General features: G+C 43.4%; 30 protein-coding genes and 1 riboswitch. All 30 genes read left to right on the forward strand.

Annotated elements, in window-relative coordinates; all coding sequences use genetic code 11:
- Positions 1–12 precede the first annotated feature (12 nt).
- The 30 genes from AC0YN6_RS17860 (at position 13) to AC0YN6_RS18005 (ending at position 25,225) form a co-directional block, all read left to right on the forward strand.
- On the forward strand, positions 13–588 hold the full coding sequence (locus AC0YN6_RS17860; protein WP_475748445.1) for a uracil-DNA glycosylase family protein: 576 nt from the start codon (positions 13–15) through the stop codon (positions 586–588).
- 18 nt (positions 589–606) lie between these two features.
- On the forward strand, positions 607–879 hold the full coding sequence (locus AC0YN6_RS17865; protein ID WP_475748446.1) for a helix-turn-helix domain-containing protein: 273 nt from the start codon (positions 607–609) through the stop codon (positions 877–879).
- Between the two features lie 58 nt (positions 880–937).
- Positions 938–1,022, forward strand: a riboswitch (cyclic di-GMP riboswitch).
- Positions 1,023–1,174: 152 nt separating this feature from the next.
- On the forward strand, positions 1,175–1,813 hold the full coding sequence (locus AC0YN6_RS17870) for a hypothetical protein (protein WP_475748447.1): 639 nt from the start codon (positions 1,175–1,177) through the stop codon (positions 1,811–1,813).
- 36 nt (positions 1,814–1,849) lie between these two features.
- Positions 1,850–2,527: a hypothetical protein gene (locus AC0YN6_RS17875; RefSeq protein ID WP_475748448.1), complete on the forward strand. Its 678-nt coding sequence runs from the start codon at positions 1,850–1,852 to the stop codon at positions 2,525–2,527.
- Positions 2,528–2,531: 4 nt separating this feature from the next.
- Positions 2,532–2,996, forward strand: a complete 465-nt coding sequence (locus tag AC0YN6_RS17880; RefSeq protein ID WP_475748449.1) for a hypothetical protein — start codon at positions 2,532–2,534, stop codon at positions 2,994–2,996.
- A gap of 156 nt (positions 2,997–3,152) precedes the next feature.
- Positions 3,153–3,602, forward strand: coding sequence for a LytTR family transcriptional regulator DNA-binding domain-containing protein (locus tag AC0YN6_RS17885; RefSeq protein ID WP_475748450.1), 450 nt, complete (start codon positions 3,153–3,155; stop codon positions 3,600–3,602).
- Positions 3,599–4,315: a hypothetical protein gene (locus tag AC0YN6_RS17890; RefSeq protein WP_475748451.1), complete on the forward strand. Its 717-nt coding sequence runs from the start codon at positions 3,599–3,601 to the stop codon at positions 4,313–4,315. Before AC0YN6_RS17885 ends, AC0YN6_RS17890 begins: the two co-directional genes overlap by 4 nt.
- A gap of 9 nt (positions 4,316–4,324) precedes the next feature.
- Complete coding sequence (locus AC0YN6_RS17895; RefSeq protein ID WP_475748452.1) at positions 4,325–4,873, forward strand: hypothetical protein; 549 nt, start codon at positions 4,325–4,327, stop codon at positions 4,871–4,873.
- Between the two features lie 194 nt (positions 4,874–5,067).
- A complete protein-coding gene (locus tag AC0YN6_RS17900; protein WP_475748454.1) occupies positions 5,068–5,217 on the forward strand; it encodes a hypothetical protein in 150 nt (49 codons plus the stop codon).
- Between the two features lie 44 nt (positions 5,218–5,261).
- Positions 5,262–5,987, forward strand: coding sequence for a hypothetical protein (locus AC0YN6_RS17905; RefSeq protein WP_475748455.1), 726 nt, complete (start codon positions 5,262–5,264; stop codon positions 5,985–5,987).
- Between the two features lie 131 nt (positions 5,988–6,118).
- Positions 6,119–6,916, forward strand: a complete 798-nt coding sequence (locus AC0YN6_RS17910; RefSeq protein ID WP_475748457.1) for a 4Fe-4S cluster-binding domain-containing protein — start codon at positions 6,119–6,121, stop codon at positions 6,914–6,916.
- A 5-nt stretch (positions 6,917–6,921) separates the two neighbouring features.
- Entirely contained in the window at positions 6,922–8,079 is a 1,158-nt protein-coding gene (locus tag AC0YN6_RS17915; RefSeq protein ID WP_475748459.1) for a hypothetical protein, read from the forward strand.
- Between the two features lie 11 nt (positions 8,080–8,090).
- The gene (locus AC0YN6_RS17920; RefSeq protein ID WP_475748460.1) at positions 8,091–8,330 is read left to right on the forward strand and encodes a hypothetical protein; all 240 of its coding nucleotides are present in this window, start codon (positions 8,091–8,093) and stop codon (positions 8,328–8,330) included.
- A 21-nt stretch (positions 8,331–8,351) separates the two neighbouring features.
- Positions 8,352–9,992 (forward strand): AAA family ATPase, encoded by a 1,641-nt coding sequence (locus AC0YN6_RS17925; RefSeq protein WP_475748462.1) that lies wholly within the window; start codon positions 8,352–8,354, stop codon positions 9,990–9,992.
- A gap of 23 nt (positions 9,993–10,015) precedes the next feature.
- Positions 10,016–10,396, forward strand: a complete 381-nt coding sequence (locus AC0YN6_RS17930; RefSeq protein WP_475748464.1) for a hypothetical protein — start codon at positions 10,016–10,018, stop codon at positions 10,394–10,396.
- A gap of 282 nt (positions 10,397–10,678) precedes the next feature.
- The gene (locus AC0YN6_RS17935; protein ID WP_475748465.1) at positions 10,679–11,077 is read left to right on the forward strand and encodes a DUF1257 domain-containing protein; all 399 of its coding nucleotides are present in this window, start codon (positions 10,679–10,681) and stop codon (positions 11,075–11,077) included.
- 101 nt (positions 11,078–11,178) lie between these two features.
- Positions 11,179–11,391, forward strand: coding sequence for a hypothetical protein (locus AC0YN6_RS17940; RefSeq protein WP_475748466.1), 213 nt, complete (start codon positions 11,179–11,181; stop codon positions 11,389–11,391).
- A gap of 1 nt (position 11,392) precedes the next feature.
- Positions 11,393–11,605, forward strand: coding sequence for a DUF2997 domain-containing protein (locus tag AC0YN6_RS17945; protein ID WP_475748467.1), 213 nt, complete (start codon positions 11,393–11,395; stop codon positions 11,603–11,605).
- Position 11,606: 1 nt separating this feature from the next.
- A complete protein-coding gene (locus AC0YN6_RS17950; RefSeq protein ID WP_475748468.1) occupies positions 11,607–11,861 on the forward strand; it encodes a hypothetical protein in 255 nt (84 codons plus the stop codon).
- Between the two features lie 11 nt (positions 11,862–11,872).
- The gene (locus tag AC0YN6_RS17955) at positions 11,873–12,094 is read left to right on the forward strand and encodes a hypothetical protein (protein WP_475748469.1); all 222 of its coding nucleotides are present in this window, start codon (positions 11,873–11,875) and stop codon (positions 12,092–12,094) included.
- Between the two features lie 12 nt (positions 12,095–12,106).
- On the forward strand, positions 12,107–13,684 hold the full coding sequence (locus AC0YN6_RS17960; protein ID WP_475748471.1) for an FAD-dependent thymidylate synthase: 1,578 nt from the start codon (positions 12,107–12,109) through the stop codon (positions 13,682–13,684).
- Positions 13,685–13,737: 53 nt separating this feature from the next.
- Positions 13,738–13,917, forward strand: coding sequence for a hypothetical protein (locus tag AC0YN6_RS17965; RefSeq protein WP_475748472.1), 180 nt, complete (start codon positions 13,738–13,740; stop codon positions 13,915–13,917).
- Between the two features lie 268 nt (positions 13,918–14,185).
- Complete coding sequence (locus AC0YN6_RS17970) at positions 14,186–16,165, forward strand: ATP-dependent helicase (RefSeq protein WP_475748474.1); 1,980 nt, start codon at positions 14,186–14,188, stop codon at positions 16,163–16,165.
- 101 nt (positions 16,166–16,266) lie between these two features.
- Positions 16,267–17,283, forward strand: coding sequence for an ArsR/SmtB family transcription factor (locus AC0YN6_RS17975; RefSeq protein WP_475748475.1), 1,017 nt, complete (start codon positions 16,267–16,269; stop codon positions 17,281–17,283).
- Positions 17,284–17,379: 96 nt separating this feature from the next.
- Positions 17,380–18,720, forward strand: coding sequence for a CHC2 zinc finger domain-containing protein (locus AC0YN6_RS17980; RefSeq protein ID WP_475748476.1), 1,341 nt, complete (start codon positions 17,380–17,382; stop codon positions 18,718–18,720).
- Positions 18,721–18,729: 9 nt separating this feature from the next.
- On the forward strand, positions 18,730–18,951 hold the full coding sequence (locus AC0YN6_RS17985) for a hypothetical protein (RefSeq protein WP_475748477.1): 222 nt from the start codon (positions 18,730–18,732) through the stop codon (positions 18,949–18,951).
- Positions 18,952–18,971: 20 nt separating this feature from the next.
- Positions 18,972–19,649, forward strand: a complete 678-nt coding sequence (locus AC0YN6_RS17990; RefSeq protein WP_475748478.1) for a hypothetical protein — start codon at positions 18,972–18,974, stop codon at positions 19,647–19,649.
- A gap of 321 nt (positions 19,650–19,970) precedes the next feature.
- A complete protein-coding gene (locus AC0YN6_RS17995) occupies positions 19,971–20,543 on the forward strand; it encodes a hypothetical protein (protein WP_475748480.1) in 573 nt (190 codons plus the stop codon).
- Complete coding sequence (locus AC0YN6_RS18000; RefSeq protein WP_475748482.1) at positions 20,540–21,904, forward strand: DUF6094 domain-containing protein; 1,365 nt, start codon at positions 20,540–20,542, stop codon at positions 21,902–21,904. The genes AC0YN6_RS17995 and AC0YN6_RS18000 overlap by 4 nt, the downstream gene beginning before the upstream one ends.
- A gap of 21 nt (positions 21,905–21,925) precedes the next feature.
- Positions 21,926–25,225, forward strand: a complete 3,300-nt coding sequence (locus AC0YN6_RS18005; RefSeq protein WP_475748484.1) for an SNF2-related protein — start codon at positions 21,926–21,928, stop codon at positions 25,223–25,225.
- The last annotated feature ends 23 nt before the right edge of the window (positions 25,226–25,248 follow it).

Genomic DNA, 25,248 nt, shown 5'->3' on the forward strand with positions numbered 1-25,248 from the left:
GAGGCGTTTTGCATGAGCACAGCTTACGAGGACCCAAAGATCTTCGTTAATCAGTTGGTGGGCATGCCGGACGGCTGTTTACTTGAAATGTCGCACGACGAATTGCTGCAAAGCATTCGTTATTGTCAATCTTGCCCGCTTAGCTCTTATGCGAAGCCGCTATCACTCCACAATCGAACAGCTCGAATCATGGTCATCGGGGAAACTCCCGATGACGTTTTATTCGAAACCGAGAGTGGATCAGTTCTGGCAGGACTCCTACGACGTTTCGGTATACTGCCGCAAGAAGTCTATGTGACATCCATGATTAAGTGTCGAGACGGTAAGGATGCTGCTGCTTGCAGCAATCATCTGAATGCTGAGGTTATGACCGTTCGACCTTCCGTGGTCGTTCTTCTAGGCTCTTCAGTCGCATCAGCTTTTGATCCTAAGCCGGCCATCAATAAATGGCATACGATTTATCCTGGCGTATACGGCCTAGAAACATATAATTTAATAGCCGCCAGGCATGATCCATCCAAAATGGCCATGCTTCATGATCAATTCGCCTATATTGCTCAAAACCGTCATAACATGCAGCATGTGTAGGCTAGGAGGATTAAAAAGATGGATGAGAAAACTTTTAATGTCACACAGGCTTCGCTCATTTTAGGTGTTCATCGCGATACGATTATTTATTGGGAAGAAAATAATTTAATACCAAAAGCTAAACGAAATCCTAGCAACAACTATCGCATTTATTCCGCCTCTGCGTTAAAAGAGATCGCGACGTTCCGGAAAATGTTTGACCTAAATATTGACAAACAAATAGATGGGTATCTAAACCGAAAATCAACTCTATCAAATTCGGTTAATTGTAGAAAAAAACCTGCATATTGACACAGCAAATAATGCCTTATATAATCATAGTTTATTCTATGAAATTGGACTCTTATCTTAAACGACACGGCAAACTTATCTAAAGGTAAGGACGCAAAATTACGGGCCTAAAGATATTAATCCATGGCGGCCGAATTTCCGAACCTGAGCTAATTCCCTCCAATACATATAATTGTAATGCATTATTTATATTGTCATGATATAATGTATTGCAAATAGGTGATATTGCTAATATGCAATACCTTGCAATGTGCCAATTGCTGGGTTGCCAATTTTCAAGGAGGGGAAATTTATTATGTCGGAGAGCCTGATTGAAAGCCTACTAAGTAAAAATGAATTACTTGTACATGAATACATTAAAGAAGAAGCCGCAATTCATGGATCTGTTAAAGAACCAATGGATTCGATGGCTAAAAATATTCTAAGTCGATTTAGTGACCGTATTCCTGCGAGAAATCGGAATACTTCTAGTGGCCCTACAGAGGAAAAGTCGTTTAGCGAGGCGACTGTTCATCGAGCTGTTAGAAAGTTGCAAGGCGAAGGCATTATACAAGTGAAAGCTTCTCGAGACAAATCATTGCCGAATGAAATTATATATTTCGGACTGCCCGATGAGGGTGAACAATTCAAAGAATTGGTTGACATGTCATCTAAAATCACACTTAACTTGGAACGCTGGCAAACAATGGTGAATCGAACTAAGCAAGAGGTTCAAAATGTAAAGCGTGAAAACCGGAATCTTTACAAGGAGCTTGATGGAATAGGTGATCGTCTTAAAAAGGCACAGGCACTCAACGCTGCCCTTCAAGATCAACTACGCTTGGTAGAGTCGGATGAAAATCCCTTTAAGGCGGGCAATGTGATTTCAATTACGGATCTCGGAAATGGAACAATTGGATATGTCGTCGCAAGAGAGAACACACTATCTCAATAATAAACCATCGCAATAACAACTAGAGGAGAGCGCATAATGGACATAACCGACACTTCTGTAAAGGCAAAATGGCTTGCCCAGTCATTAATTCGTCATGCTGGGAACCATAATGAGCATTTTGAGGAGAAAATCGTTGAGGCTGCAAGCCTGAACGGAGTAACTTTACAGGAGCTGCGACACTGCATTCAGCAAGAGCTACAATCTCGTTTGGACAACTTCTGCGATGTTGTGGAAGATGAGGATTCAGACGATCTGTGTTTCTATTTAAAGAAAATCGATGGTCAGTTTGTATTCATTGGATCATCATATGAATTGTGTTATAAAATTGGCGTTTTGTCGTCGGAGGTTGTGGGTAGCTCTATCTCTGATTATTTATGTCTCCAAAAAGAAGGTCATGAGTGTTTGCTTCGCCTCAACCTTCTTTTGGAGAAGTGCTGGGGTGGCGATACGAGAAGCTTTGTAAAACGAGGAATAGGTCAAAAATCAAACATGCTTGGAAGCTTCACCGTTTCGCCGGTGTATAAAAACGGCGCTGTTGATCATATCAAAATCGTTGTCCAGTTGTTCAATAATGATATCCAAACAATTTCTTCAAACTTACCGATGAAGGAAGTTGCAGTTTGCTATTGCAGCATTTACGATATTGATTCCATTTCTTGTAGCAATTGCAGTTCTTCTCATATTTGCCAATCCGGAAAAGTAATAATGGGGTGACTATGTGAGCGTTATTGATAGGCTTCTTAATGAGGATTTGATTGCATGGGGTCGTACTGTAGATCGATACGAGCAAGATTGTCGTAAAATATTGGTTCCACTTCAGCCAGATCTTCAATCACTGTCAAGTCTGAATCATCATATCAACGAGCTATACACGAGGGCCCAATATGACTTCGCGAGAGCACGTCGCAATAAGGATGCTATCCAGCGTCTAATTGAAACTGTGCTCAAGGATTTATATACGGGTGGAAATGAGGTAGCCAGGCGCGCAGGCGGCATTCAACATGCTCGCAACTATCCTGCTCCTGATGGCTATAGATCGCCTACTGTAAACCTATTTGATTTTGAGGATCATTTTCTTGATTTCCATTATCGCATGGAGGCAACGATTAAAAGCTTGGAAGCAAAAGCCAATGCTAAAGTCACAAGCAATTCGCTTCTTAAAATCGACTCCAATATCGTATAGGTGCTTATTACCCTGATCTTTTTTTAGTATAAAGTGCAATTCACGCCCTGTATACATAATTAGCGGAACATATAAAATACTTGACAAACACAAATGTTTGTGGTATTTTATACTCCGCTCGATTGGGGTTGTAAGTCATCTTAGAGGAGTCATCATATGAAATCGGAGTTCCCTATGTCTGTTCTTCACATAGACAGCCATGGTCATACAACTGTCCAGTGTATTAATGTCATGGACGTTGACTTTATTGAAAACGAAGGTCGTCGCATTGCATATCATATTGGTAGCGAAAAATATTATCAAATAACGACTAAAAGTGAGATCGAAGAGATTCTTTTGGACAAGGGGTTTGATATACTCGATAGGCCTTATCTTGTCAACATGAAAAAAATACAATTTTACGATTCAGCCCTCGGTAAGGTATACTTTGTTGCGGTGCCGTGTAAAAATAGTAAATTTGCCACTGTAGCTCGCATTAAGAAAGAATTTGTTGAGAAATTCATTCGTAGTGTTGTTAGTCATCACAACCATACTACAATAGAGACTACCGTTGACAAACCTATTTCAGGCATACACAAATTGCTGAAGGGGTTTGGTAAGACGTGATTTTAACCGATTACATGCTTCGTATTATTGGGTCAACGCTAGAAACATTTGCTATATTGTATATGGGTGTCGTCATTTTTCGATTACCCACTTGTGGCATTCATCTACGATTACTCTTCGGATCCGCCATTGTAGCAGTCACATCTGTTTTCATGCTTCATATTCTTGATATGACGCAGCTCGTAAATAATGTATGGTCAACCACATTAACTCTTATCCTAATACTAAGTTTGCTTCGAATGAGATTTCTTTATGCATTTGTGACTTATGTCGCAGGGTATCTGATAGCTGGTATCGTTCAAGCCGTGGTTATTTTTTCTATAGTGTTGAAGATGTTCGGATCCATTGAAGCCATACAGGATAGTGTAATCGGAACCCTGTTAACACAGTTTATATCAGCTGGCGTTATGCTTTCTGTAGCACTAATACTACGAAAAACAAACATAGGCTTCGTTTGGCTTTCCGAAAAAGTTACGTTCCGAGAATCAGTCAAAGGATTCAACTTGATCGTAACTTCGATATGCCTGGCCTGCGTTGCATGCATTCACTTCGGGATTCACTGGGTTAGTTCAAATCATAATTACGGACACTTTCTTGAGTTTTCATTCATCCTAGTTGCGATAATTGGACTTGGAATTATTTTCATTAAAAACTACAGAGATATAAAAGACTATTACGCAACTAAATATCCATCGGATTATTTGCCGAAGTAGGGAGTCTACATGAGCGATTGTGTTTATGCGCAAGAGTGTGCCAACGTCGACAAATCTTGTCGAAAGTGTTTTGGCTTTAATCAATATAAGTCAATGAAGGCAAAATCCAGTCTTGGCTCGAGAAGCTATAAGCAGAACGAGAAAAAAGAAGGCATGAATTTCGAAAATCGCGGAACCAAGCAATATAATAAAGCTGTTCATAGCGCCAGGGATGTTGCTCGCCGGCAACTAGCCTCTGGCGCTCTTCATTATGCGCTGGGTGACATGATTACTGAAGAATCGTTAACGGCTGCGCTTGCCGAGTTCAAGGAGCGCGGGACCAAGAGCGCCACAGGAGAGAAGCAAATCTCTATTAAGAAAGAATGGCTCGACAAATTAGAAGAAGAAGCTCGCGCCATGAATCGAGAGTTTTATTTTCTTCCCTTTACATTCAAGGGAAGTGATACTGATTATGTGGCCATGACTTATGATCGACTGCTTGCCTATGTGCAGACGATCCAGACGATGCATGAAACAATAAGGCTGCTTCAAATGCAGCTGCAGGGAGACGAGGAGTGATTGTCGTGCAAGGAATATTACGCACTATTCAGAGTAAGCGAGAAAAGAGTCGCACTACTGTAGCGGACATAAAACGCATCATAAATGCAAGGGAAACTGGTGATTGGTCCGAGGTCTACAACAGTACACTGTATAAAAAACACAGTGGCGAGTACTGTGAACTGCTTCAATACATTTAACAAGGGTGTGTTATAGTGGAAAAAGGCGAGTGCTTCAAATGTGGTAAAGACATCGAAGACATTTTCGATGAAGAGCTGTGCTGGCTGCTTGAAGATGGGTCTGCAATCTGCCCGCCGTGTACACCTATTATAGAGCAAGAAATTAAGAACGAAGAGGGTCGCTAACGCTCCCAAATTCATTACGAGATACAACTAAGGAGGAATCATCCATGAACTCAATTTTTGAAGCAGCTATATTTGAAGAAGACTTAAGTATGATTGATCAGCTTCTTGTAGATGTCCAAACAGAAGGTGCTGTCCGCCCAGAGCTTGATGAGCTTACGATTCGAAAAATGGTAATCCGTCGCAAAATCCTAACTAAAGAAGCAGAGAGAATAAAAGCGATGCGCGATGCTGTTGTTGCTGAGTGGGATAAAAAACTGAAGAAGCCATTGGATCAGGCGAAGCAGCTTGAAGGCGTAATAGAGGCATTTGTGGCGAGCAACAAAGACGGAAAGATCATGCTTGATGTTGCCACTTTATCTATGCGTACAACTAAGCATAAAGTCGAGGTTTCCGATTCAGATGCTTTTGTCACATATCTGAAAAACGTGAACCTGTATGAAGATTTTCTTGGTGACCGTCCGTTCAATGAAACCCTGGCCCGCGCTCACATGATTAGCTATGTCGATAATGGAATCAAAAAGATAGAGGATTCTGCTAAAGATCTGATCAAAGCAAAAGAAGAGGAAGTTAAGTTGCGCTTAAAAGAGTTAAAGCCAGAAGAGAAGAAAATTGAGCAAGCTCGTTTTGCTGCTGAAAAGAAAGATATTCTTGCAGGTGTCCAAGTTGCAATTAAAGAGGCAATCGAAGGATTCAAAAAGTCGTTGCCTGAAGCACTGAAGTATCAAGGCGAGACAAAATCACTCGCTATCCGCTGGAATAGCGGAGAATAAGGCGCCATGACGGCGCAACTCATGGCGATCTCGTTATTACTAATGAGATCGCCATTTTTCTCTTGTCTTTCCCTATGTTTTATTTTATACTAATGTAACGCAATACAATTTGCGAATACGAGGTGATTGAAATGAGCAGCAATGATGTTCTTCGCTTTATGGGTGTGACTAAAGATGCAACCACTGCCGGCCCAGGTAAGAGGCTGGAGTTATTTTTGAAAGGCTGCATTCGCGGTATCGTCAATCCTTGCGAAGGGTGCTTTAACCCTACAAGCTGGGAGTTTGGCGGTCTTCGCAAGGAAATGACGGTTGATGAAGTTGCAGGTATGATTTCCCGCGACGCATGGAATCGACAAGTCACTTTCTGTGGCGGTGAGCCATTGCTCCAAACACGCAATTTGATTCGGGTTTGTCGGCGATTAAAAGCTATTGATCCGAAGTTTCATATCGTTGTCTACACTGCCTATAAGATAGAGAGTCTCTTGACACACGGCATAAAATATAAGACACGACTGCAAGATGGACCTGATGTTCAAGAAGCATTAGAGGTCTACTCTGGTCGCACAGAAAGAGATGGCATGCACGAGGTCGTCTTGCCTCATCAGATCCGCGAGCTCATGGAAGTAATAGACCTTCTTGTTGACGGTGACTACCAGGCTGAGTACAGGATTCCTACTGAGAAATATATGAACGAAGGCATGTTTGTTGGCTCCAGTAATCAGCGCGTCATTGATACGCAGATGACACTTCAAACGACACATGACATTGTTTATCAGCATGCTGATAAGTGGATGGAAGGTCAGTTAGGAAAGAAGCATTGCCGATGCTGTGGGCATATCATTCATAGCAGGCTCACTTATTGTGATTATACATGCAAGACTAATTATCATCGTAGGGCCAAGGTGATGGCTAAGATTGGCGGTGTCTAATGCATATGCTGCCTAGAGAATGGGGGCTTGGAGCTGGAGGCAATAGAGGCTACAATCCCAACACTGGAAAGTGGGAAATTGGCTACGATCCAGACGATGATCCGAGTGTCCCTGATTTGAGCTTGGCTGACATTGATATTGAATTGTCTGATCGCTACATGGGGTCTGTATCAAAGTCCCTAAATTTTTATGGAAAAATACTTGCTATTACGGGCAATAACCCGCAGCAATCCACCTATATTCACCAATTACAAAAACTTCTGGAGGCGATTCAAATGCCAATACTAAGTCCAAAACCATCTTTTGAAGGTGAAATGGATCATATCGATTTCTCACTTCTTGACCGCACGATTATTGAGCCTGAGTACTTGATCAACATGACCACTGGTAAGCGTGACAAGGTGGAATTGTCTCTAGCTGCTGGCGAAAATGAGCAGAGAATCTTGCTGATCGCAAAATTTCCAGACAATTCTACGCTCAATAAAACGATTCAAACCGAGCAATTGGAAGCAATACTTTCTGATATTGTACATAACAACCAGAGCATGCGCCTGGAGGGTACGGATCTATTTCGCACCTTGATTGATGAGATGTTAAGCAACTACTGTGAATCAAGTAATGAACTAGTTATTCATGCTGGTAAGACAATCGTCATAAAAGGCGGACTAGGCGTTGTTGTTGATACAAAAGCGAATCAAGAAGTCGCTACATTTGAGCATATAACCATTCAAAGCAGTAAGGATAAAAATGGCGTTACGGGTATCTTCAACGACCTGCTTTCGCTCCTTCGTCCGCTTTCTGATCTTATTGACGATTCTGATCGTTATGTATACACCTATTATGATTTAGATAAAAATCGCCAACTGCGCATTACAGCTCCTCCAGGACTTAAAACAGAAGAGTCTAACGTCGCTGACGCGTCGATGGTCATGTCGTCTGGATTCTCGTGCGAAGTTTTAATCGGTGTTCCTGACGATAAAGCGGAACAGATTCATGCAGAGAGTTCTTACTTGAGTGCAGTCATCGGTCGAGAGTCTAATGATCCAATTTTCACTGAAGAGTTTGATTCGTACAGAGAAAGCCGTAGTCGCATCGTCCGAAAATCGAGAGAAGCAGCATCCAAGATGAAGATGGTGCAGCAATTCGCAGATATCGAATTTTAGGAGGATTTCAATTGAAAGCAAACATCGTATATACGTTAACAGGTACAGTTTCAATCGATGTTCAGGATCCATCGGATATAGAAGCCATTATTACTCAAATCAGTAACGGCGTCATAACAGATAAAGATCTGATCGCTGGTATTGAGCAAACCGATGCATATGGAATTGAAGGCGATGCCATTGAAGTACTGTTCGTTGAAAGTTTGGACGGAGAAACAACTCACTGGTCAAAAGAAAAACAATCGATCTAATTAAAATACTAGGAGGCCATTATGAGCCAAATTATGAAACTTTCAGGATTAGAAGAAATCACTACACTTATGAGTTCGCGTCGTCGTTCCATTCTTGTCAACACTTATGAAGAGGTAAGGTTCCAAGATGACCTCAAAATGATCGCTGAAACAAAGGGCTATCACATCTTTTCATGGACGATTACAAGCGGACTAACTGACCTCATGACAGGCGAGCAGGTTGAGAAGATCTTTGATCCGCTAAAGATCATGGATTACATAAATGCTTACAGCTCTCAAGCTATTTTTGTCATTAAGGATTTCCATGACATTTGGGGAAATTATCAAGCTAAACGTAAATTGCGCGACACGCTTGAAAAGGCGGATGCAGTATACAAGCCAATTTTACTTGTATCACCTACAACACAGATTCCTATGGAGCTTGAAAAGCTAATCACTATGGTGTCCTATGATCTTCCGGACCGCGAACGCGTCATTCAACTTCTTGAGTCCATCGAAGTAATGTTGAAAACAAAAGACTTGCCACTTCCAGGAGGTCGTCTGCGAGAAGCTATCATTCATGCCCTTGTTGGTATGACTGAATCAGAAATTATTAATGTATTGAAAAAGTCAGTTTCTCAACACAAAGAAGTTGTTTTGGCTGAAATCACAGCAGAGAAAGAGCAAGTTATTCGCAAAACTGGATTGCTTGAATACATCACGAAGCTTGGAGACATGAAGAATGTCGGCGGCATCGATAATTTGCGAAACTGGTTTGATGATGCTTATTATGCATTTGAACCTGAGGCTGCTGCAAATTTCAATATTGATCCGGTTCGAGGCGTAGTTCTTGCAGGTTTCCCAGGAACCGGGAAATCTCTTTCAGCAAAATCTGTTGCTGCTGAATGGAACTTGCCGCTTCTTAAAATGAATATGGGTGACATTATGGACTCCCGCGTGGGTCAGTCCGAGAAAAATATTGATCGTGCCCTCAAGCTGGCAGAGGCTGTTAGTCCATGCGTCCTGTGGATCGATGAGTTTGAAAAAGGATTGGCTGGCATGAGCTCGTCTGATCGCTCAGATGCGGGTACGATGAGTCGCGTTGTTCAAACGATGCTGACTTGGCTTTCGGAAAAAGAGAAGCCTGTGTTCGTTGTCGCAACGGCTAATGATATTACGCGATTGCCGGCTGAGCTTACTCGTGCTGGTCGCTTCGATGAAATCTTCTTTGTTGGCTTGCCGCATCAGCATGAGCGAAAAGATATCTTTAGTATTCACTTGAAAAAGCGTGGTTATACCATCTCCACAGATCCAAATGAAGTGATCAAGGAAGGTGGAAATGTAATCTCATGCAATCTTCTTGAAAAGCTGTCGGAGCTAACACCTGATTTCTCAGGAGCTGAGATCGAGCAAGTCGTAGCAGAGGCTGGACGCCGCGCATTCGCTGCCTTCCGTAAAGGTGAGCGTGATACACACTATGTCTGCTCAGACGATCTAGTGATGCAGGCAGAGCGTCTCGTTCCTTTATCTAAGCGTGATCCGATTCTCTTGCAAGATCTTCGTAAGTGGGCAAAACAGGCTGCAAAATGTGCATCTAGCAAGGAGCATGATTTTATTCATGGTACTGGTTATCGCGAGGAGACACCTAACAGACTGCGTATTATTAATGATATCGAAGTTTAGATCAAGAGAGGTTGTGGTAATTCATGTTCGATCCTGAAAAAGAGAGAGTTAAGGCCTTTGAGCTTGTTAATCAGTATTCATCTGGTGAAAAGGACGAAACTAAGCAGCATCGCGTCCAGCGGGCTATCGGGTTTGCGTTGGATGAGGTCAAGGAGTTCGAACAGGCTTTTGACGACCTCCAAAAACGGGTCGGACATTTGCATGTGTTCACCGACTTGATTTCAGCCCCGATTTCCAAGCAAGTCAGCAGCATAATTGAGCAATCGAAATATATGATTGAAAAAACTTATACAAAGCAAGAGCTCGAGCAAATGCCCGATGCAATTTACCAGCAAGTGACCGAAACGCAAGTAAGACGCACTGAATTGTTGAAGAAGATTGTCGGAACCTATTTCGGTGATTAAGTAAGAAGCATGTGGTGGCGGAATAAGCACGAGGAGACTTAGTATTACAGTCCCGACCGGCAAAGACGCTAGACGCTACGTCGGTGGAGATAGATGGCGAAAAAAGAGATCCGGAAGTGCTGGTGCCTGCGGTGATGGGGCGAAAAAGAAGGGTAGGGAGCAAGTGTGCGGAGACAGCTGCCGCGCTCCCTGAATGTTGCGGCTATCATGCCAAGGTGTAAGTCCTTGGCCCACATGCTAAATTCGGTATTAAAAAATTCATCATAGAAGGGTTGTTATCACATGTCTCACTTTAAGACGTATGAGTGTAAGGTTTCCCGTTTGGATTTCGTAGAGAAAGCTGTTTTGGAGATGGGCTTCGGTGTTCAGCATAATGTGACGATCACAGATTGGGCTCACCAAACCCGTAAGGTTGCACTTGGCGTAACAAAAGACAATAAGCTTCTGCCACTTGGCTTCTCTGTCGATAAAGACGCAGAAGGCGAGCAAGTCATTAACACTTGGTCTGACTGGTACAAAGTACCGATGGGCGAGAAAGCTTTCACGAACAAAGTTGCACAACTGCACGACAAATATGTAGCAATGGAAACTTGCGAAGCTGCCGGCTGGAGTATTGACGAGGATTCCTTCACAACGAACGAAGCAGGTGAAATCGAGTTCCTTGCGACAAGCTGGGCTTAGGAATTTACAATAAGGGGAGCCGGCGGCATTAGCCCTCGGCTTGCTTTTTGAAATGTATCGCACGGGACGGCGGTATTGAAATTCGATATTGGAGGTATACGATGGAAATCGCAGTTATAATCGAAGACGGTTGCGTTCGCCAGATCATTACGGATCAGCCTGCAAAGGTGACGATTGTAGATCGTGATACCGAAGGCCTTGATGATAACGAAATCAAGACCATTTTGGGCGAAGAAGCCTTTATTTACAAAGGAATTAACGAGGCAGATGTAAATGCCGATCTCATAAAACAAATCAAAGAGGAGGCTGTTTAATATGCAACAACATACAGCGAAGTTTAAAATCAAGCCAGGTGGCGGTATTGGATTTGAAGTAATGGGTGGCACAGGCGAGTCTTGTTCACTTGTTACAACAGATATAGAGCTTCACTTGGGCAAGGTTGGCAAGCAAGTAGACGAAGGCAAGAAGCCGGAGTATTACGAAGCTGGCCCAAGCATCGACGTATTTAACGATCTCGGCGGTAATTAATATGCATCGGACGGCGATCACGTTTGAGGACGGATCTGTCGGTCATGCCTCCGTCGAAAAGTATGGGCCGCAAGCTTATGTGGTGAAATATCGGCATGAGCTGATCCCTAAGAATGGAACCATCCTTGGCCCGCTTGATATCAATGTCATTGTGCATGGCAAGCGGGTTATTGGAAAAGGCGGAATTAAATATCGTCAAAGCATATTGGCATGCATCGAGCTCTTTGAGCATGATACATATCAGCAATCTATTTAAGGAGATGTCGCATGACTCAGCCAGTATCACTTGATGAGATTCCTGCAAATATTTCGTACGAAGCAAGTCGTATAGAACATGTTAAAAAAGATGGCACAATTAAGCGCATGAAAGATAAGCTTAATTGTGATCCAGACGATATGTACGTGATTTATTTAAAACCCGAACAACTCAAAAACCTTCGATCCGATTATGAAGAACTTCAATCCTATCGGAAACAAAACAAAAGCTAAAGGAGATATTGTATGACACAGCAACGTAAATCACGAGCTGCCGGCAAATCTCTAGCCAAGGAGTCCTCTGATCAGGGGACTCTGAATCTTGGATTAGTCGACAGTGATCCTTCTTTGGATAATGAAACACATTCCATCATTTCTAAATACGTTACTAATCCGGAAGGTAACGTGTATTGCATTACAAATTTGCCAGAAGAATTTGTCGCTGTTCTATTCGCATGGGTGTCTCGATCCCCAAAATCGTTTAAGCAGCATCTAATCGAATCCATTGAGGAAGGATTAATCGATAGCTCCATTTCTTATGACGGCGCCTATTCGCGCCTCTCAGAAAAAGCTAACGCCTTTCATGAGAAGTGGACCGTATCCTATGGTCATTCCAGCGTTGCTGAACATGCTGTCGCTCATGTTGGCGTAGAGAAAGTGTCACGCCTGGCATCTGCCGAACTGGAGCTCTCTAATGAGTTCTATGCGATCACAGAATACAGTCAGCGTTATCAGAAGCCGGTTCGTGGTGAATGGTACAATCCATTCCCGTTGAACGACATGATGAATGAGGACTTCGAGTTCTACATGAATAGGTGCTTTGATGTGTTCGAGAAGCTGATCGATGGCGTATACAAGCACCTTACAGAAGGCGGATACTATCCTGCTTCCGACTTAGAAATCAACCGCATCAAAGCGAATGCCATGAAGTTAGCCTTCGAAGATGCACGCTATGCTTTGCCTATGGCTATGTATACGCAGCTTGGCATGACGGCGAATGGCCGCGCTTGGCGAGATGGCATTGCAAAGCTGAAGAACTCTGATTATCCAGAGGTTTTAATGCTGGCTGATGATCTGAAGCTAGAGATCACAAAGGTGCTACCTACACTGCTTCGCCATGCTAATGCATCACAATACCAAGTGAACAGCAAGAAGCGAGTTCGTGCATTCGAGAAGAATGTGATTCCTGCACCTTATCCTACTTGGAGTGCCCAACTGTCTTCATGGGAGCCGGAGGAATTGGCCATCCAAGGTATTGTATCGCAAATCATTTCTGAAGAGTCAGGTGCCTCTCTTGCCGAAGCATCTCACCGCGCCCGCATGATGGGTCCAGTTCAACAGAAGCAGCTAATTGACCAGCTACTGTTTGAGATGGGGCCAAATGATATGGCACCGGAATACTTTAAGTCAGTCCATTATAAAGTTGACTTTTTGGTATCCGAGGCTAATTGGCATCAATTGCTTCGCCACAATCGTCGCGTGTCTTTCAGTTTCAATGAGCCAACTGTACATGCTGGGATTACCATTCCTCCAAGAATCAAAGAGGCCGGTTTAGGGCATTTATTGCAGGAATTGGCGGAGGCATCAAAATTCTACTACATGAATATTGAGCACTCTGATGCCCCAGAAGCAGCTGCCTATGTTGTTCTTAACGCTCACAAGCGCCGCGTGGTGGCCAGCTTCAGCTTATGGGAGGCTTATCATCTCATTAACCTTCGGACGACAGATGAAGCGCAGTGGGATATCCGAGATACCTTTGAGGAATTATTGTCTCAAATAGAGAAAGTTCATCCGACATTAATCAAGAGTGCCAAAAGACGTTAAGCTGTGATAAAATAGTAATGCCTTACATTATATTAAAAGGAAGTGTTATTACTATGGCTAACACAGCTAAGATGAAAGAAGTTTTTGATGAACTCGTTGAACAGTTCCAAGGAGCAGAAGAAGGTCGTCTGTCTCATGTTGCTGGACAACAATACATCGAAAACAAAAAGATTACAAAGCAGCGTGTTGCAGCTTTCAAGAAGCGTTTTGCAGATGCACTTGCTGAAGTGTAAAAAAGTATTCAGGAAGCCGCAAATTGCGGCTTTCTTACATAAAAGGGGGATTTTCTCCATGATACAGTGTCTTAAAGGGATCTGGAAATCGATAATCCCGTGTGCGCATAAAGTTTATTTGATTGGCGGAGGAAAGCTTGGCTGCGTTATTTGCATGCACGAGATCAAGCATAGGAATGGAAGGTGGGTCAAGTTGCCTACCAAATGGAGATTTTAAAAATATCGCTAACGCTCCGGTTCACCGGGACAAATCAAAGGAGGATCACCTATGTCTACACAAACCATTAGCGCACCTGCGCCGTCCACGATTGAAAGCTTATTGAGCGAGTTAAATCCTGAGCAGCGCAGAGCTGCCGAAACCCTCTATGGACCAGTCTTGGTGTTAGCTGGAGCTGGATCAGGAAAAACAAAGACGCTAACTTACCGCATCGCTAATATGATGTCTCAAAATATACAGGCAGGCGAGATCTACTGCGCCACTTTTACCAATAAGGCCGCTAAAGAAATGAAGGGTCGAATCGCCAAAGCTGTCGGCGAGGATAAAGTTAAAGACTTATTTATGGGGACGTTTCACAGCCTGTGCGTCCGGATGCTGCGCAAACATTGCCAGCTTCTTAATTACGAAAGCAATTTTACCATTTATGATACAGGTGACTGCTTGAATCTTATTGATCGACTTTATGAGATTCATGGTCTCACCAAAAAATACAAGCCAGGACTTGCATTACATTACATCGATAATGCAAAGAATAAGCTTTGGGATCCGGAATTTTGTGCGATGCACAATGCGGAGACAACTGCCGATCAGTGTATGTCGATCGTGTACCGCGATTACCAGCTGCTTATGAAAGAGCAAAATGCCATGGATTTTGGCGATTTGATTATGAACATGGTTGTGCTACTTCGTGACTTCGAAGAATGTCGCAACTACTGGCAGAACAAATTTAAGTATGTATACTCTGATGAGTATCAAGATGCGAATCATGCTCAGTTTCAATTATTGGCCTTGCTCGCCTATCCGCAAAACAACTTATTTGTAGTAGGTGATTACAGACAGTCCATCTACAAGTTCCGCGGCGCGAATGTTGGCTTAATCTTGAACTTTGAGAATCATTACTTTCCATGCACAAAAATCGTACTTCATAAGAATTACCGATCTACGGAAGTTATCGTGCAAGCAGGTAATACTTTGATCGACAGAAACGATTCAAACGACAAGGATCATCGCGATCTCACTGCAGATAAGCCTGGTGGACAAAAGCTTGTTCAAGTCACATGCGCAAATGAGCAGGCAGAGGCGGCTTTCATCTCTTATGTCATCTCCAAAAAGGTGAAAGAAGGCGCAAAGTATAAGGACTTCGCTATTCTTTACCGAACGAACGATCAGTCTGCTAATTTTGAAAAACTTTTCATACATCAGATGATTCCTTATAAGGTTATCGGAGGAACTGGTTTCTATCAGAGAGAAGAGATCAGGGATGTTATTGCTTATTTGCGTGTCCTTCATAATCGTAAAGACGATGGGGCCATGACTCGGATCATGAACAAACCTGCAAGAGGAATCGGTGACACTTCGCAGGATCATTTGGTGGCTTATGCCCACAATCACACCGTTAGCCTGTTTCGTGCCATGAAGACCTGTGAGGATATTCCTGAGATCAAGAAGGGTACGATCACAAAGATCAAAGACTTCATGAATCTTCTTGATGATATTGAATCACGAAAGACACACGACATCTTGAAGTTTGTCCGCTATATGGTCGAGCAAACCGGCTATTGGGCTCTATGGGCCAACAAGACGACAAAAGAGGCGCAAGAGAAACTTGAGAATATCAATGAGTTTTTGCGTCAAGTGGAGAGCTACAAGAAAGAAAATCCTGAAAAGACTATGGGTGAATTTTTGCAAGAGATCTCTTTACTTGCTGATTTTGGCGAAGGCAACGAAGACAATGCTGTGCGCATGTTAAGCTTGCATTCATCCAAGGGCCTTGAGTTTCCTTGCGTATTTATTGTCGGCTGCAATGAAGGACTGTTTCCTTCTTGGCGTAGCACGGAAAAAGAGGATTTAGAAGAGGAACGACGCCTTATGTATGTTGGCATAACACGCGCGGAAAGAGAGCTTTATTTGACTACGACGAAGATGCGAACCAATTACCGTGGAGGCATGCAAGCACAAGAGGCATCACGGTTCCTGAATGAGCTTCCTGAAGAAATCGTTCAAAAAATGGAGCTTCCTCAAAAAAACTAATGATATTTACTGCATCATGTTCTATAATCAATTGTAACGGGACACAATGACACTAAACACAATTGATTATAGAATGAAGACTTGGGGGAGGAACGTCTATTATGAGCGCATCAACAGCAAGAAAAAATGTCGATCGCGAACATCTGTTGAATTTAGCTTATGAGATGATTCGAAAGAAGGGCGGTATCGAGGGCGAAGTTTCAGCTAAAGATTTATCTATAGAGTTCGATGTTAGCCCGCCAACCGTGGATTATCATCTCAATAAGCTTGTTGATGAAGGTAAATTAATTACTACAAATAAAAAAGGCCGATATAACTGTCGGATTTATCGTATACCAAACCATGAATCGAACTTCCCAATTATCTCGAATCCTGGGGAGGACTCTGAGATCTTTGCAAAGCTGTTAAAAGCTTCTCAAGAAGCTATGGGTCAGTCAACGGAGGCTTCAGATCAATACAAATCTAAAGACTTACCACCTTACAATGAACCTGAGAATCCAAAGTCTGATGATATAGTTGTAGATCAGGTAAAGAGTGTTCTTCAGGAAAAAAATCAGGAAGAAATTCAGGAAAAATCGACTATTCATCAGGAACATGCATCCTCAATAAAAGAAAAAGATGCTTTTGATGTACACATGGAACAACGTGAAAAAGGACTCGATGAATATATTTCAGACTTCGAGGCGAGATCGAATGCACTTCCAAATGCAGAAATGCTCCTTAAAAAAGATGATCGTGAAATCATGTCTGTTCTTACAGAATCTATACACCAGCATGTCCTATATATGCAAGACCTTTCTCAGCAATTATCCACCATTGAAGATAAGAAAATGATTCAAATGTTGATCGAAGAGCGAAATGAAAATATTAAAAAACTCGAGGCTAACGAGAATGACATGAAGCAAATGCGTCAACATATGGATGAAATGCGACAACAAAATGATCGCAAAATTGATCTAAGTCGCATTCAGATTTCTGTTCAAGGACTTTATAGTCTTATTGATGCGTATGAGCGTCTGCCAAGTCATGCACAGCGTCTTGGTTTTGGAGAGTTTAAAAAGCAACATACGCAAGAAGTTTCTAACCTGTATCGTTACATCACACAATACGGTAAATAGGGGCCTCCGGGCTCCTTTTTTATTTGTAATAACGGGTCGCTGACGCGTCCTAATTCATCATGATTATTTACTATTGATCTGGAGGTGGCATTTTGCATGACAACACGATCGTTTCCGGACGACTTTAAGATTCATCTGAAAGGCAAGGCGAGCATTGTAAGCGTAATTAGGAGCTTCATCCCGCTTCAGCAGCAAGGAAACCTTTTTATGGCGAGCTGTCCATTTCATCAAGATAAAGAACCAAGTATGCAAGTTAATCCTGATACAAATACATTTCATTGCCACTCTTGCAAGGCTGGTAGTCGCATGCACAGCGACGTTCAGTCATCAGATGTCTACGGATTCATCAAAGGAATGCTTCGATGTAATCTAGGTGAGGCTATCGAATGGCTTGCTCAGCTTCTTGGAGAGCCGCTGCCCGCCATGGATCCGGCTTCGCAGTTGGCGGTAGACAAGCAGCAGAGATGGTACGAGTACTGCGCGGCAGCTGCTGATCGGTTCCATAAGAACCTTTTGTCTAATAAAGAAGCTATGGATTACTTGTACCATAGAGGATTCACCATGCTTGATATCGTGACATGGAAGCTTGGCTGGGGAGACAATGTAGATTTTGATTTCTTGAATACCAAAGATCGCCTTGTCTTTACGCTATTTGACCATAACGATAATATTACAAGCTTTACTGGCCGTGTTCTCATGCCTGATCATGTTTTAAAAGAGACAAATGAAACTCTTCGGTCACAGAGTAAGCCGACCATTCCAAAATATTTGGATCGCCATCCACTTAAAAGCGATCATACTAATTTTCAGCATCATCCATTCCCTGTATTCGAGAAGGGCACATTCCTCTATGGATTACATGCCGCAAAGGAATATCTGCAGAAGTGGCGAGTGGCCATTCTGGCTGAAGGCTGGACCGATGTCATCAAGCTTCAGAAGTATGGTGCAAAACATGCAATCAGCACTATGGGTACAGCACTCACAGAAGCTCAGGTTCTGCTTCTAAAGCGTTATGGCGTTAAACGGGTTCTAAGTATGCGTGACGGCGATGAGGCTGGCTGGAAGGCGGCTATGCGCGATAGCGAGATCCTCTCAAAGCATGGGATCGAGTCATTGATTGTTCCTCTCGAAGGCGGCATTGATCCTTGTGAGTTCTGCGACCAGTTTTACGGTCGCCAGGATGATTTGTCTAGATGGATCGACAATGCAGCTATGCCATTGCATCATTTTCAAATTAAGCGCCTGCACACTGATACACAGAACACGATTGATTACCATTATGGTCAAATCGCAGAGCTGCAGTCTACTCGAATCATGCAAGCAGTTCGTATTCTTGATGGGATTGAAGATCCGATTGAGCGCGATATCTATATTCGACAAGTCAGCGATATGTTTAATATTAGCTATGATGCTGTTATTATTAAACTGTCGGCTTAGGAGGGTACCATGGGAAAAACTTTACGCATGGTCATTAAAGAAGAGGGTGGCGTCGCCAAAATCGATGCCATCTGTGGTACGTTTGATCTGGCTTGGGAGCAAAGAAAGTACCTTGAAGGGCATGGCATCCCAGCTACAATGATTGAGATTCAGCAAAATAAAGTGGACATGAGCATTAATCTTACAGAGATCATGCGCAAGTATAAGGAACAAGCGAATCCAAATCCATAAACAACAAGGAGCTGTAGCTTATGAGTCAGCAGCAGTATAATTCAGGTGGCGGCAATCGCGTATTTGATCTTGCAAAGTATGAAACCGTCAAGTCGAGAAAATCTCGTTTGCGTAATGATCATCCCAACTCTATTATTTACCCCGTGCAAGTTTCAGGCATTGGATATGCTAATCAATTCGTCGTATTTTTGGCGCTCATTTGGAAAGACAAGTCCACTCGTGTTTCGGACGCAGCCGTTTTAGCGGAAGTGTCTAAGCTTGCTCAAACAGTAAATTCGGATAATGCTGGCGTCATAGCGGCCACCATTGGACTTATGCTAAACGCTGACAGTATCGGCTACTCTCTATCGATCGCCGGTGGAAAGCAAGCAGACAAGACAGCCTGGGTGGAGAATTGCGAAGAATCCGCAGCAGGACGCGCACTCGATAATCTTGGATACCATAGTGGCAGTGCAAGCCAAGAAGAGATGGCAAAAGTTCAGCAGACCGAGCAGATCCAGCAAGAGCGAGCTCTTTTGGAGAATCAGGTCAATGCACTACTTAGCCAGCTACAATCCCGTGGTCCAAATATGCTTGCTCAGCTGCACCAACAATGCATCATGAATACAAAGCAGTTCACGTATTTAACTGAGCTGGCAATGGATCAACTTCAAGTTGTGTTCAATATATTAGATCAAGCAGCTAGGCATACGGCATAGCGATGAAAATAACATTGATTCGTACTGGTATTATTGTTTCTCTTGCCGTGATCTTTGCTCTGCTTAGTTACTTGGGAATATGGGTTCCAAATCAGTTTGGCTCAGGTACTTTGTGGTTATTTATAGCCATTTTGTTTGCAGTATGGGGATGGAATACATATTGCGACCAGAGGGATAACAAGAGCTCGCGTGATTAAGATTCGCAGCGTCCTGAAGATAAAATCAGCTATATCCAGAAATATTGCAAGACGTTACATTTTTTACTTTGTAGCGTCTTTCTTTTTGCCCATGTTGTGCTATAATACCCTATGAGGTGATAAAGTGGAACTCTTGTCCATGTATTTATTCAATGCTTTATCGATACAAACAGCCGGCCTTCCCTTACATATACTTTCGAATTTGAGAAATCTCGATTGGTTCAATGACGACCGCGGCAATCTCGGAAGATTCCGTGTCATGAACAAGCGATTTGATATAAGCGGTACCATGTTTCGTGTAATGATTCGATTTCAAACAGCAGGTGAAGACTTGCTTAATCTTGATATGCCTGTTCCTTTTTTAGTTGCACAATTGGAGCAGGATCAATCTGTATCTACAAGTCGAGAAATATCCATTCGCTTCAAAGACATTAAAGCTTGGCATGGTCGTGAAATGAAAACAACAAGAGGTTTTGTTGAAAAGGGCGTCCCGCTCGAGTTAATTGAAAAAGTGCAGCAAGACATTAAGTTTGCCACAGATCCGAAGTTTAATGCGAAACTCGCGGATGGAATTATTTTCGATAGCCTATCGATTGATACGATCAAAACCGTGAACAGCCTGACGGCTGATGTTCCTAGTGTGAGTAAAGAAAGCTTTAATCTTGATTTAGATTTACTATGGGAGGGTATCCAATGATCGCCGATAAAATCAATGATCCGTTATCCAAATACACAGCTAAATTGCTGAAAACATATTTAAAGCTTCCTGAAGACAAGCCCGTTACAGCTGTAGATTTCGCCTGCGAGGACGGATCCTTTCTAGGCAGCCTGACAGGTGGAGTAGTCGATCGTGCATTGTATGGTGTTTGTGGCTATAGAGGAGAAAGTATCAGTGCTGAGAGGGATTACGGCTTTGTCAAAGCATGCGTGGCTGACGTAAAGAGTCAGTCTAAGATTACAAATGATGTATTCTCACTCGCAGTGGTGAATCCGCCGGTCGACTACCGATTCATGGATGATCTTTTTGACGGGTTTGATCCATTCCAGATTCCAAACTTTGAAGCCGAAGAGCGACGCCGCATCATGGCGATCGAACAGCAAAAGAGAGAACTCGAAATAGATCTGTTTGCAGAGACACCTGCATCAGAAGTAAAAGAAGCTCCAGGTGAATTGGTGTACGGCCCTGTTCTTCCTCCAGAAGTCGTGGAGGTAGACTTTGGCATGGATGGCATTACTGACGAGCAGCGTTTCAAACAGTGGCAAGAGATCGAAACGAAGGTGAAGAAAGCCATCGAAGATCGGCAGGTTCTATATCGCCGCATGCTTCGTGAGCAAGAGAAGCGGACAGAAACATACCGGGATGATAAATTCATGCTTGCCATGGTTACGAAGTATTTAGCTCCTAAAGGTATATTGGTTTTCATTACGCCTAAGGAGTTTATTGATAGTCAAATCTGCTTCAAGCTAGTGAACAATTACGAGGATATTCAAATTGTAAGACTTGATGATGACGAGTATCAGAGCTATCGCAAATGTATTATTATCGCAAGAAAGCGCCAGCGCGTAGAGCGGAATGAAGAACTTGCTTATGAGCTTATGACGCATAAGACAAAATCATGGAAAGACATTCCGACTATTGAGCCGCAACTTGAACCTACATATACCGTACCTTCAAAGAAGCGAGAAGATGTTCTTCATTTCCGAGTCGGTAGCATTACAAAAGAAGAGGTTTTGCAGATAATGCAGCGCTCTACAACAATTAGTACCTATGTAAAGAATCATGGCTTGGACTTGAGCAATGAGGTTCCGCAGCCGCCTACTCAGTTGCATAAAGGTCATATTGGACTTTTGCTATCTAGTGGGCTTTTGAACGGCTATATTGGAACAGGTCCAGATGAGCACTTGGTAAAGGGAAGCGTAGTTAAGCTTTCGACGGAAACTGATGTGACAGAAGAGTTGCCGGATGGACGGGAAGAAACAAAGATCGTTGAAAAGGAATACTTCCACATCGGCATTAAATTCTTGGATCGAAACGGGGAGTTTCACAAACTACTGTAATAACAAGGGAGGGTGCCATTCATGGCAGAACTGCGCAGCGACGAAATATATACGCTGGAGCTATATGTAAACCGAGGCAAGAGTGACACGGCTTATATAGATTTGATTGTAACAGATCCAACTACTCGAAATGAAATCATCTTGGCCAATGTTATTGCATCCGATACAAAAGCTAAAATGATGATGGCGGAAATGCAAAACATCAAAGCCGGCATTGTTCGTCGCAGCGAGGGTTCCAGCCGTGATGAAGGGCACGAGTCCTATAATGTGTACGTATCAGACAAAAAGGCGTTTGACATGTACGACAGCAAGACTGAGGACATGACAAACGTTTTGTTCGTACGGAAGATTGCCAAGTATGATCCAAAGCGTCGTCAGGATTGGGAAGAAAAGAACAAAGCAGCTTTAGAAAATGGACAGCCACCTATTCCTTCCCCTAGCGAGGTTATACTTGCTTGGGATGGAGATCTGCATGGTCACTTATACAAGGTGCTCAATGATTGGTATAACACGCCAATGCTTCCAGAGTGGCAAGATTACATTATAGAAACTTGTATCATGATGGGCTATTTCCGTGAACTGCAAGTACGAAGCTATGGTCAAAGCTACGATCTTCGCGCAGGAATGTTGCGCATCACAGAAGAGCAGCTCGAGAGTATCATTACGGAAGCCATCCAAGTCGGCGAGTTTATGTTTGGCTCTTTCAATCAAGGAGACAGTCGGTTAGATGACGAGGGTGTATTAAAAGATTGCAATAGCTTGGATTCGTATCTTGAGAACTTTGCAGGCGAACTGGGCAACCGCGTGCAGGAGAACAGTGCACTTCGCTTCGATCCAAATACAGAGGATCATCATCGCTCCATCTGGCATTCAAACATGCATGCCAATGAGCAAGGCATTACAGGACTCTACCCGCCTCAAGCAGACGTTGTAATGGGTGTGGCAAAGACTCTTATGACTGACAACTACGCCTTCATTATCGGCGAACCAGGAAGCGGTAAGACATCCATGGGTGAAATCGTTCCCTATGTGACCGAGGCGATCAACTGCAAGAAAGAAAAGCCTGATCCGTTCCGTGCATTGGTTCTTGTTCCAGCAATCACCGTTAAGAAGTGGAAGCGAGAAATCGCTGAGCGTGTGCCAGATGCAAAGATCTTTGAGATCAATCGCTGGACTGATGTGAAGAAGCTGCGCGACCACTCCTACAAGCCATCGCAAATTGAGTATTATGTGATGTCGAGTGACGTATCAAAGCAAACCTTTCCTATGGAGCCAATTGAGGATTTCCGCGTAGGGATGACATTTGATCCTGAGAACCCAGAAGACGGCGAAAGCCAGCTTGCTGAATACAAAGAGCGGTTTGCTGCAGAAGGCCGTAAGGTTCGTATTCGCCCTAGCGTTGAGGAAATTCACCGTGGATTCTCCATGGTAGAAGAAGCACGACCTGGATACACAGGCATGCACTGTCCTCGTTGTGGTAATCCACTGCGTGAGCAGCGTAATCGTATCGCTGGAGAGAATTTCTTTTCGCGGCGCAAGCGGCTTGCTGACGGCACTTTTAGTACCACATTAAATATGAATGAGATGAACTATCGTTGTAAGAATACGGTGCCAACAAAGTCGCTGCCATCCTATGATGTCATTGATCCTAATGAGCCAACACAAACTTGCGGATTCATTCTTCGTCAGCCAAAGCAATTGGCTATAGACTCGGCAAGCCGTAAGGTGTCTCCAGCTTGGTATATCAATAAATACCTTCGTCGCGGATTCTTCAAGTATCTAATCGTTGACGAGGTGCATGAGTTTAAGGCTGGCGACTCTGATCGTGCAAATGCTTTTGGTCAGCTTGTAAATCACACGACTAAGCAAATCTTGCTGACAGGCACATTGCTCGGCGGTATGGCAACAGATATTTTCTATCTGCTTGCAAGACTAGATCCGAAGCGATTGAAGCGTGAAGGCATCGGCTACAATGAAATGAGCTTGTTTGTTCAACGATACGGTGTATATGAGCGTACAGCAACAACGGTCACAGGAAACCCGCGTGTCGGCAATAAGACAAAGATTCACCCTGGCGTTTCGCCGCAAGTATTCCCACGATTCTTAATGAGCAATTGTGCATTCATTGAGCTCTCTGATATTGGCTATGCGCTTCCGCCATACTCCGAGCATCCAATCATCGTGGAAATGAGTGACGAGCATCGCGAGGCTTATAATACTCTAGAATTAGAGATCGGAAATGCAATGCGTCTCAATGTTGCAAAAGGCGGCATGAAGCACGTTTCTACCTACGTATCCCGCTTGTATCAGTATGCAGATGCACCTTTCAGACAAAGCGAAATCACGTATGATCAGGATGGAACAACACGCGTTCTTGCACGGCCAAGAAACTTCGACGAGCACGAGTTCAGTCCTTCGAAGTACTATTCTCTTCTGAATCTGATTGATGAAGAGGTTGAGCAGAAGGGCCGTAAGATGATGATTTACGCCCGATTCACTGGTGAAAATTCAGGTGTCCCAATGGATACTTATTTGTACGATAAGCTGAAGCTTGATGGGTACAATGTTGGAATCATGCGCTCTAGTGGTCAATATGACGGCATGAAGTTTCCGAAGCCGGAAGACCGTGAGAAATGGCTGCGCGATAAGATGGAGAAGCATGACTGGGACATCTTGATTGCCAACTCTCGCTTGATGGCTGTCGGTCTTGATATCTTATACTTCCCGAACATCGCCTTCTATCAAATGGATTACTCAGCATACAACTACATGCAAGCATCTCGTCGATCTTGGCGGATCAAGCAAACCAAAGACGTAAAGGTCTTCACATTTGCTTATCGTGAAACCATCCAAACCGATGTTCTTGAAAACATATCGAAGAAGATTGATGCGGCTATGGCCTTGCAAGGTAAGTTCTCTGAAGAAGGTTTGCGCGCGATGGCTGACTCTGGCGATGGCATTAATGCATTGGCCAAGAAGCTCATGAGCGAAGGTCGACTGGATAATGTCGACTCTATAGAGAACCGGTGGAAGCGAATAAATGAGGCTCATGGCGAGCTTCGAAATGTCGAGTACAGTGGCTATGACAATTATGAGCAGAACCCACTTGGCATGGAAAGACTTCGTGAGATTCAATCGGGCATCGTGACTAAAATGCAAACAGACGTTGCGTCTGGACGCATGGAAGCCAAGGAGCTTGCAGAGTACTTGACGCATGTAGAGGAAATGTTCTCTATGGTTGAGAATGTGCGTGATCTTAATCGTGGCATAAGCAAGAAGAATCAGATTGTGGAAGGACAAGGGGAATTGGCGCTCTTTTAGGCGCCTCCCACGTCTCTTTGGAG

Source organism: Paenibacillus sp. J22P15, assembly GCF_056269345.1.

Excerpts from the sequence above, each read along its gene's own strand:
- AC0YN6_RS17930 (WP_475748464.1), top strand. The coding sequence starts at position 10,016 with ATGTTCGATCCTGAAAAAGAGAGAGTTAAGGCCTTTGAGCTTGTTAAT.
- AC0YN6_RS17885 (WP_475748450.1), top strand. The coding sequence starts at position 3,153 with ATGAAATCGGAGTTCCCTATGTCTGTTCTTCACATAGACAGCCATGGT.
- AC0YN6_RS17955 (WP_475748469.1), top strand. The coding sequence starts at position 11,873 with ATGACTCAGCCAGTATCACTTGATGAGATTCCTGCAAATATTTCGTAC.
- AC0YN6_RS17905 (WP_475748455.1), top strand. The coding sequence starts at position 5,262 with ATGAACTCAATTTTTGAAGCAGCTATATTTGAAGAAGACTTAAGTATG.
- AC0YN6_RS17950 (WP_475748468.1), top strand. The coding sequence starts at position 11,607 with ATGCATCGGACGGCGATCACGTTTGAGGACGGATCTGTCGGTCATGCC.
- AC0YN6_RS17860 (WP_475748445.1), top strand. The coding sequence starts at position 13 with ATGAGCACAGCTTACGAGGACCCAAAGATCTTCGTTAATCAGTTGGTG.
- AC0YN6_RS18005 (WP_475748484.1), top strand. The coding sequence starts at position 21,926 with ATGGCAGAACTGCGCAGCGACGAAATATATACGCTGGAGCTATATGTA.
- AC0YN6_RS17865 (WP_475748446.1), top strand. The coding sequence starts at position 607 with ATGGATGAGAAAACTTTTAATGTCACACAGGCTTCGCTCATTTTAGGT.
- AC0YN6_RS17975 (WP_475748475.1), top strand. The coding sequence starts at position 16,267 with ATGAGCGCATCAACAGCAAGAAAAAATGTCGATCGCGAACATCTGTTG.
- AC0YN6_RS17870 (WP_475748447.1), top strand. The coding sequence starts at position 1,175 with ATGTCGGAGAGCCTGATTGAAAGCCTACTAAGTAAAAATGAATTACTT.
- AC0YN6_RS17925 (WP_475748462.1), top strand. The coding sequence starts at position 8,352 with ATGAGCCAAATTATGAAACTTTCAGGATTAGAAGAAATCACTACACTT.
- AC0YN6_RS17935 (WP_475748465.1), top strand. The coding sequence starts at position 10,679 with ATGTCTCACTTTAAGACGTATGAGTGTAAGGTTTCCCGTTTGGATTTC.
- AC0YN6_RS17910 (WP_475748457.1), top strand. The coding sequence starts at position 6,119 with ATGAGCAGCAATGATGTTCTTCGCTTTATGGGTGTGACTAAAGATGCA.
- AC0YN6_RS18000 (WP_475748482.1), top strand. The coding sequence starts at position 20,540 with ATGATCGCCGATAAAATCAATGATCCGTTATCCAAATACACAGCTAAA.
- AC0YN6_RS17980 (WP_475748476.1), top strand. The coding sequence starts at position 17,380 with ATGACAACACGATCGTTTCCGGACGACTTTAAGATTCATCTGAAAGGC.
- AC0YN6_RS17970 (WP_475748474.1), top strand. The coding sequence starts at position 14,186 with ATGTCTACACAAACCATTAGCGCACCTGCGCCGTCCACGATTGAAAGC.
- AC0YN6_RS17895 (WP_475748452.1), top strand. The coding sequence starts at position 4,325 with ATGAGCGATTGTGTTTATGCGCAAGAGTGTGCCAACGTCGACAAATCT.
- AC0YN6_RS17945 (WP_475748467.1), top strand. The coding sequence starts at position 11,393 with ATGCAACAACATACAGCGAAGTTTAAAATCAAGCCAGGTGGCGGTATT.
- AC0YN6_RS17875 (WP_475748448.1), top strand. The coding sequence starts at position 1,850 with ATGGACATAACCGACACTTCTGTAAAGGCAAAATGGCTTGCCCAGTCA.
- AC0YN6_RS17965 (WP_475748472.1), top strand. The coding sequence starts at position 13,738 with ATGGCTAACACAGCTAAGATGAAAGAAGTTTTTGATGAACTCGTTGAA.
- AC0YN6_RS17985 (WP_475748477.1), top strand. The coding sequence starts at position 18,730 with ATGGGAAAAACTTTACGCATGGTCATTAAAGAAGAGGGTGGCGTCGCC.
- AC0YN6_RS17960 (WP_475748471.1), top strand. The coding sequence starts at position 12,107 with ATGACACAGCAACGTAAATCACGAGCTGCCGGCAAATCTCTAGCCAAG.
- AC0YN6_RS17990 (WP_475748478.1), top strand. The coding sequence starts at position 18,972 with ATGAGTCAGCAGCAGTATAATTCAGGTGGCGGCAATCGCGTATTTGAT.
- AC0YN6_RS17940 (WP_475748466.1), top strand. The coding sequence starts at position 11,179 with ATGGAAATCGCAGTTATAATCGAAGACGGTTGCGTTCGCCAGATCATT.
- AC0YN6_RS17915 (WP_475748459.1), top strand. The coding sequence starts at position 6,922 with ATGCTGCCTAGAGAATGGGGGCTTGGAGCTGGAGGCAATAGAGGCTAC.